This is a genomic window from Paenibacillus caseinilyticus, assembly GCF_027533645.1.
In the GTDB taxonomy this organism is placed as follows: domain Bacteria; phylum Bacillota; class Bacilli; order Paenibacillales; family NBRC-103111; genus Paenibacillus_G; species Paenibacillus_G caseinilyticus.
On sequence record NZ_JAQAGY010000022.1, the window covers coordinates 105,329 to 112,954 of the forward strand.

The 7,626-nt window shown below is 57.0% G+C and carries 7 protein-coding genes; 2 read left to right on the plus strand and 5 right to left on the minus strand.

Translation table 11 applies throughout. The annotated features are described in order from the left end of the window. Window positions 1–98: 98 nt before the first annotated feature. Window positions 99–1,283: a GNAT family N-acetyltransferase gene (locus O9H32_RS25720; protein WP_269868988.1), complete on the minus strand. Its 1,185-nt coding sequence runs from the start codon at window positions 1,281–1,283 to the stop codon at window positions 99–101. Between the two features lie 676 nt (window positions 1,284–1,959). Between O9H32_RS25720 and O9H32_RS25725 the strand changes: the two genes are divergently transcribed. Together O9H32_RS25725 and O9H32_RS25730 are read left to right on the plus strand one after the other, a co-directional pair. Next, window positions 1,960–3,183, plus strand: a complete 1,224-nt coding sequence (locus O9H32_RS25725; protein WP_269868989.1) for a C40 family peptidase — start codon at window positions 1,960–1,962, stop codon at window positions 3,181–3,183. A 135-nt stretch (window positions 3,184–3,318) separates the two neighbouring features. After that, entirely contained in the window at window positions 3,319–3,411 is a 93-nt protein-coding gene (locus O9H32_RS25730; protein ID WP_014368624.1) for a sporulation protein YjcZ, read from the plus strand. 114 nt (window positions 3,412–3,525) lie between these two features. On the opposite strand, the gene O9H32_RS25735 is transcribed toward O9H32_RS25730, so the two are convergent. The 4 genes from O9H32_RS25735 to O9H32_RS25750 form a co-directional block, all read right to left on the minus strand. Continuing rightward, window positions 3,526–4,800: a molybdopterin molybdotransferase MoeA gene (locus O9H32_RS25735; protein ID WP_269868990.1), complete on the minus strand. Its 1,275-nt coding sequence runs from the start codon at window positions 4,798–4,800 to the stop codon at window positions 3,526–3,528. Between the two features lie 6 nt (window positions 4,801–4,806). Further along, window positions 4,807–5,814 carry a GTP 3',8-cyclase MoaA gene (moaA, locus tag O9H32_RS25740; RefSeq protein ID WP_269868991.1) on the minus strand — a complete coding sequence of 336 codons (1,008 nt, stop codon included), beginning with the start codon at window positions 5,812–5,814 and terminating at the stop codon, window positions 4,807–4,809. 125 nt (window positions 5,815–5,939) lie between these two features. Then, on the minus strand, window positions 5,940–6,605 hold the full coding sequence (gene mobA / locus O9H32_RS25745) for a molybdenum cofactor guanylyltransferase (RefSeq protein ID WP_269868992.1): 666 nt from the start codon (window positions 6,603–6,605) through the stop codon (window positions 5,940–5,942). 116 nt (window positions 6,606–6,721) lie between these two features. After that, window positions 6,722–7,375, minus strand: coding sequence for an MOSC domain-containing protein (locus O9H32_RS25750; RefSeq protein WP_269868993.1), 654 nt, complete (start codon window positions 7,373–7,375; stop codon window positions 6,722–6,724). Window positions 7,376–7,626: the final 251 nt, after the last annotated feature.

Here is a 7,626-nt window from a genome sequence, read left to right on the forward strand (position 1 = left end):
TTATTTAACATACTAATTTTACATTAGTTTCTTCCATCAAGAAAAGAAGCTCCTACCGCCGATGTGGCGTATAGGAACTTCTGATAACCGACGCTGTTTTAGAAGAAATCCGCAAGGTAGGTCGGCCGGTACGGAACCAGCCGCTCCAGCATGCCGAGCCCCTCGACGGTTCCCTGCAGTCTGCCTATGGCTTGCAAGAAGGAAGGACGCTGATATCCCATCAAGAGCGCAGTCAAGGTTTGGATATCGCAGGCGACATATGGCAGATCGCCTCCACCGGAGGGAAGGGGCGCCACCCTGGCCGTACCTGATTCATCGACGGCTATCGCGAAGCATCCGTCATTCCATCGAGCATGCTCGTCCCTAATCTTCAGAACCCAAGTGGCTTCGGCCCCCGATACAAAAGGATATTTTTCGATGAATGATCGGGCATCCACGATACGGGCCATAAAGTAAGGAACAATCTCCTGCTTGATCCGCGGATCGGCGAGAAGGAAGGGCAGCCGGTCATTGGCAGGAACCCGGATGGTCAGGGTCTCGATCATGGAGTCATGATCGGAGAGAAACCGCCACAGCGCCAGCTGGGCTTCATGATCCAAGTGAATCAATTCGTGCACCGTGCATACCCGCTCCTTGACCTCGTAGAATACATACCCCGTCGGCTCTCCCTCCGGATTATAGTACACGGCCGTCGTACCGGTATTCCCGAATACCTGGTTGTTCCACCACGCTTCGCTTCTCACCAGCGTTCCATTATAGCTTGCGGCATACCGTTCATAGATTCCGTGAAGCAGCTTCGCGTCCTTCCCGGTGCGGACAACCCTTCCTCTCTGCGCCTCGAATCTTGGCAGCTTTGCCGTAGTGATCTCATACTGCTTGTACTCCGCGAAGATTTCCCAGCCATACTTGCGGTAGAAAGCAAACTGAAACGGGTGCAGCAAGGAAATCGTTTGTTCCCGTTCGCGCATGACAGTCAAAGCATGGCAGAGCAGTTTGGCTGCCAGCCCGCTCCTCCGGTATTCGGGCCAAGTCGCTACCCCGGCGATCCCGCCGAACTCGTATACTTTGCCCTGCACCCAAGTTTGGAGGCTGAGCACGGACATCCTCGCCGCGAGGCGCCCCCCTGCATAAGCCCCCCATAGATCGCCAAACTCCATCTTGGCCAGCTTCTTCTTCCGCTCTTCTGGCGTTAATGGGTATTGGAAGGCAAAAGAATGCAGGTCCAGGCTCTCGTTCCAGTCTTCCTCGCCGATCTTGCGAACAGTTACTTGGTCATCATTCATCGTCCTCATCCTCTCCCGGGAATTGGAGGAGGGAAGGAACACCCTAACAGGCGTTCCTTCCCTCCTGCTGCGCAGGCCATTACCGCCTCCTTAGCTTCGCACCTCTTTGTCCTGATCTTCCTTGCCGAATCCTCAGGCCTTATCCCCCTCCGTACAACGGCTTTCCGTTGCCTGGCTTCTCACTAGCCGCAAGCCGAACTTCCACATCCTCCCCGTCGCAGTATCTTTCACTGCAGTACACACCCCGGACTTCTCATGCCCTTTAGTCCCGATTCGGTTACCCCGCGCACTTTGTCAATCCGTCAGCCCATGCCAATCATTTACCCCATTTCCAATCGGGCTCCCCACCTCTGCGGCGAACGCCCCCCACAGCCCTGTTTCCGTCCGTGACTTCTGGCGTAACTTTGCGTCCCCCACCCTTGCTGCTGGAATGATTTACACCGGATTTCGGCTCGTTGTCCCATGAAAATGATTCCGAATGCTCTAAAAAATCGGATAAATTCTGCCGAATCCCCTGCCTTTTTGCCCACAATCGCCTTGATTTCCAATGTTTCTATGACATCTTTTGCCGATGCTTTTGTCGTTTTTTCTGTGCTATGATCAGTTCATCAAATCAACCACCACTGCCCCTTACATAAGCAGAGGAATAACACAACTAACGGAGGCTCACTACACCATGAAAAAACAACTGCTTGCTCTTGTCCTCGGCGCTGCCGTAACCTTCTCTACCGTCCCATACAACGCACTTGCTTTCTCTACGGAGGTAACCAAAGTAAAAGTGGTGCAGGGCGTTAACTTCCGCACCCAACCGTCCACAACGTCCGGCGAAAAGATCCGGCTGCTGCGAGTCGGCGAGCTCCTCGACCTCGTCAGCGTCTACAACAGCTCCTGGCTGCTCGTACGTGATGCTTCCGGACAAGTAGGCTATGTATCCGATTCTTCCACTTATGTGCGGATGACTACGGTACAGGTGGACACCGAACCGAACGCTGAGGTTGCCGCTTCCGTGTCCTTCCGTACAGGCCCGTCCACGAACGACAGCCGCATCCGTTATCTCGCGGAAGGGGAGAAACTGCTTGTGCTTGAGCGTCCCAATGCCTATTGGTACAAGGTACAGGATGCCAATGACGTAGTTGGGTATGTCAGCTCCTCATCGCAGTATATCACCACTACGTTTGAAGGCGCGGCTGAACAGGCTGTAGAAGAAGAACCGACCGAATCGCTGTTCCAATCGGAGCCCAATGCCACCGCACTGTCTTCCGTATCGTTCCGGAGCGCCCCGTCCACGGACTCTTCACGGATCCGCTATTTGGCGAAGGGCGAGAAGCTGCTCATCCTGAACAAAACCAACAACTACTGGTATAATGTCCAGGACCAGAACGGCGTAATCGGCTATGTGAGCACAGGCTCCCAGTATATCAGCACGACATTCGTTGAGCCGTACAAGCTGCTCGACCCTGCGGTAGCCGCCCAGAAGGTCATTGATGCCGGGATGAAGTATATCGGCGTGCCTTATGAATTCGGTTCGAACCGCTACGATTTGTCGACCTTCGACTGCTCCGATTTCGTGCGCCAGAGTTTCCTTGACGGCACCGGCCAGCTGCTGCCGGGGGATTCCCGCAGCCAAGGTTCTTACGTTCAATCCGTCGGCAAGACATCCGGCGACTGGAAACAGCTGAAAGCCGGCGACCTCATGTTCTTCATGTCCTATAAAGGCTCCAGCGCTGCCAGCTATACAGGCATCGACAAGACGACCGAAACCATTACCCACGTCGGGATCTACCTTGGCGACGGCCGTATGCTGCATACCTACTCCATCGAATCCGGCGGGGTCCGTATCGATACGATCGCCGGTTCCCAGTGGGAGAAGCGCTTCTTGTTCGGCGGCTCCACTTACTAATGATATCGATTATAACTCACACCTGTTTCCCCTGGGGAGACAGGTGTTTTTCTTGCGGATAACCAGGCTTACGTCCAATCAGCAGGGATCCCGCAGACATATGTTATGTTATGTCTTCTGAAAGGGGGATGTCACATGAGCGCAGTTGGCGGATACTACACAACGACGGGTGTTATTCTGGTACTCTTTATCCTGCTCGTAATCGTTTCCCGTGCACTGGTTATCTAATTGCACACACGTAAGATCAGGGGGCGCAGTGTCTTCCAGGCACTGCGCCCCTGGTTTGTCTCAAGCGACAAAACCCCGGGAGACGTCAAGCGTCCCTCCGGGGTTTTCTTCATCTTAGCATATGCCGTTGTTTTTTTCCTGACCTATCTGTACGATTCGAACCTGCGTGCCCTTTGCGGTTCCGCGGCCTCCCGCGGGCAGATGAATCAGGCAGTCGGCATCTTTTATTGACACCATGATGCTCGATTTGTCTAGTCCGGCAGGAACGGCATACAGCACGCCGTCCTGTACATACGTGGTTCCTCTCACATAGCGCGGATAAGCCGAACCCTTACCGTAGTCGCAGCCCAATACTGCCTGACTTGCCCGCGGCAGCGGCGAAGAAGAACCTGTTGCCGCTCTTAGGCAGGGGCGCACCAGAAGCTCGAAGCCTACATAGCATGCCCCCGGGTTTCCGGACAAGGCGAACAAGGGCTTTCCGCGCCACTTTCCTGCCGAGGTGGGACTGCCGGGACGCATGGCGATTTTGTTGAACCACAGTTCGCCGTCCCACTGGTCGAAGAGTTCGACCAGCACGTCCTTGTCCCCGACAGAGACGCCGCCGGTGGTGATAACAACATCCGCCCATTCCAGGGCGGACAGCAGCTCCGCTTCCACCCGGCCCGCATCATCGGGCAGGATGGGCATCACCCGCGGCGTTCCGCCCGCCTCCTGCACCTGATAGGCCAGCATATAAGAGTTGCTGCCCCGGATCCGTCCGGGCTCCAGCGCCGCCTCTACAGGCAGTAGTTCCGAGCCTGTAGAGAAGATGGCCACGACCGGCCTGCGGAAGACCGGGACCCGGCTCCAGCCGAAGGTGGCCAAGATCGCCGCCTCTCCGGGCCCAATGATGCTCCCCGGCTCCAGCAACGGTTCACCGGCTGCCGTCTCCCGGCCGATCTCCGTGATGTTATCGCCGGGATTCATCTCCTTGAACACCCCCACGTCCGCTTCCGGCCGGTGTCCCTCAGGCGCATCCGTCATCTCTAGCATGATCACCGTATCTGCACCCTCAGGCACTACCGCTCCCGTCATAATCCGGGAAGCTTCTCCGGCGCTCACCGCATGCCGCGGCACCGCTCCCGCAGGAATCGTCTCGATGACCTTCAGCCGTACCGGACAGCCGCCGGCAGCGCCGCGGGTATCCGTTGCTCTGACGGCGTACCCGTCCACGCCCGACCGGCGGAAGTGCGGTACAGGCGAATCCGCCGCTACGGGCACGCCCAGCCGCCGACCGTACGCTTCGCCGAGCTCCGCATCCTCGGTCTCAAGGGGTTTTGCTTGCTTAAGTATCATCGCCTGTGCCGTCTCCAGCGTAACTGTCCGGCGTCCGAATCGTAACGCGCTCACCACCCATTATCCCCCGATCTGTGACATTCGCCGTACCGTCGGCGTGTGGCTCTGCGACTGGCTCAGCAGCGCTTGCGCCATCTCGTGGCTCTCGGGCTTCACGTCCAGGGCACGGAAGAACATCGCGGCCAGCGCTTCGTCGTCTCCGATATACCGCCGCACATTGAACTCATCGGACCAGTACAGGCACGGTTTGATATTGCCGTCTGCCGTCAAGCGCAGCCGGTTGCAGGTTTGGCAGAAGTGGTCGCTTACCGGATGGATCAGCCCGAAGGTGCCTACCGCCCCCTCGATCCGGTAATTCTGGGACGGCCCGTTACCTGAGATTCGCGTCTCGAGCCCCTCTACCTTCCAGCCGCGGTGCGCCGCACGCTCCAGAACCGCCTGCAGCGGCAGGTACCTGGCTCTCCAGCCTTCGTCTTCATGACCGATCGGCATATATTCGATGAACCTCACATGGATGTTCTTCTCCAAGCTCAGTTCCAGGAAGTCTTCGATCTCGTCATCGTTCAGACCCTTCATGAGTACCACGTTCAACTTCACGGGGTCGAGTCCGACACGGTACGCGGCATCGAGCCCCTCCAGCACGCGGGTGAGGTCTCCTCCCCGGGTGATGAGGGAGAACCGGTCCGGCCGCAGCGAATCGAGCGACACATTGATGCGGGTCAATCCCGCTCTCCGGAGCTTCTCCGCGCGGGAGGCAAAATAGATGGCGTTGGTCGTCAGTGCGATATCATCGATGCCGGGGATCGCCGACAGCATGCCGACAAGAACCTCCAGGTTCTTGCGTACGAGCGGCTCCCCGCCGGTCAGCCGTAGCTTCCGGACCCCATAACCGGCCAGTACCCGGACAACGTCTGCAATCTCGTCGAAGGTAAGCAGTTTCTCGTCCGGTTCGAATTCCATTCCCTCCTCCGGCATGCAGTAGACACAGCGCAGATTGCAGCGGTCCGTAACCGATATCCGCAGATAGTCGTGCACGCGGCCGAAGCGGTCCACCAGTAGTTGTGTCATTCCCGTCCCTCCTCTCGGAACCCCTCTTGATCTTCACGCGTCTAAGTTATCTTCTTATTATGTCACAAAAAGGGCCTCATTCCTAGTATGTGAACACAACCACGTTATGAATTCTGACAAATATCTCACGGAAACAGCGAACAATCCCGGAGCAGCTCGTCATATTCGTCTGGTGTATTGATGTTTCGCACGAATTCAAGCGTGACTCCCAGCTTGTTCCATACTACCTCATCTACCGCCTCCCAGGCTGTGAGTTGGAACACACCCATCATCCGGTAGTCCCCGGCCTCAAGCATCTGCTCCACCTGAGGTAGGATGTCCTTCCGGTATATTCCGTGCAGCGGATGAACCTTGCCGCCTATTCGGGGCACCGCCGCGGCTGCACCGGTCCGGCGGAGGATCTTGACGAGCTCGCCGGCCGCCCGGGAAGAGATCAACGGCATATCGCAGCCGACTACCCATAGTAAGTCGGATTTTGCGGTATGCAGAGCGGAATGAAGCCCGCCAAGCGGTCCCCTGGCAGGTACAAGATCCGGCACGATCCGAACCGTAACCGGCCAATCCTTATCACCCCCGCTCTCCAACGCTGCGGCATACAGCGGGGGATTCTGGGTAACAATTAGAATTTCGCTGCAGCTCCCCGCCATTTCTTTCACCTGCCGGAGCAGGAAGGATTCCCCTTCCACGGCCAGGAAGGCTTTGACCTGCCCCCCCATCCGCCGATTTTGGCCTCCAGCCAAAACCACGCCGGTCACCGATTCCGTCTCGTGGACCTGCTTATCCGCATCCAAGTGCCTTCCCCACCCTTCTCTCGTTCCGGGCTGCCCTGCCGCTCGCTTTTATTCCGAGCTCGCGGCCGCTTTCCGTTCTCACCTGTTAGGGTTGGGTGAACGGATCTTCCCGCGTCTCAATCCTGCTGCTTACTCGCCTCCGCCAGCCTCTTCTCGAACCCGCTGCGCCAGCTCTCCGACAGTGCATCCACTTCGAGCAGACGGCGGATCCCCGCATCGTCCCGCTTGTCCCGGTACATCAGCCGGTTGGCTTCCGCAACCGTGACTTCCAGAGGGTGGCGTTCCACGAGAATAATCTCCAGCCCCGCCTCCACGATCCCCTCTTCGATCACCCGGAAGTAATAGCCGGTGTATCCGGTATGCTGCACCTGCAATACCAGATCCGCCACCTCGTGCTTGGCTGCCAGCTTGTAGCAGGGCTGCCGCGGCTGAGTAATCTGCACCTTGGCCGTTCCGACGGCAAAGATGTCTCCGATGTGCACCTTGTCTTCAGTCAAGCCCGTTACGGTGAAATTCTCGCCGAATGCCCCGTATGGCATCTCCTGACCAAGCTGCCCCCGCCAGTAAGGATAATGTTCGGCCGCGTACACGCAGACCGCTTTGTCCGGGCCGCCGTGATGGACACGGTCGCCCTGACCGTCCCCCGCCAGCTGTTCCCATCCGAGCCGCACCGGTCCGCTGACCGGCTTTTTGCCAATTCCCGTTTCCACCGCTTGGGCCCCGTAAGGCATGCTCACCGGCATTGCCGTATTCAAAGAGACGAGCTTCATAGTCCTGCTCTCCTTTTCGTGAATCGCCATTTTCTTCTTACTATACCAGATAAACGGCTTCCCCGTCCTTTAAGGACAGTGCGCGCTGATAAGATATATAAGATTACAGGATAGAGCCCTGACGAGATATCACTAGCGTTGCATAAATAAATTCAGAATATTGAGATTTAAGAGACAACAAAAAAAATCCTTTATAATGGAATGGTCAGGTAGTTACTGTCCAAAATCCACTAAAAAGGATCCTCTCATGG

Excerpts from the sequence above, each read along its gene's own strand:
- O9H32_RS25750 (WP_269868993.1), bottom strand. The coding sequence starts at position 7,375 with ATGAAGCTCGTCTCTTTGAATACGGCAATGCCGGTGAGCATGCCTTAC.
- O9H32_RS25720 (WP_269868988.1), bottom strand. The coding sequence starts at position 1,283 with ATGAATGATGACCAAGTAACTGTTCGCAAGATCGGCGAGGAAGACTGG.
- moaA (WP_269868991.1), bottom strand. The coding sequence starts at position 5,814 with ATGACACAACTACTGGTGGACCGCTTCGGCCGCGTGCACGACTATCTG.
- O9H32_RS25725 (WP_269868989.1), top strand. The coding sequence starts at position 1,960 with ATGAAAAAACAACTGCTTGCTCTTGTCCTCGGCGCTGCCGTAACCTTC.
- O9H32_RS25730 (WP_014368624.1), top strand. The coding sequence starts at position 3,319 with ATGAGCGCAGTTGGCGGATACTACACAACGACGGGTGTTATTCTGGTA.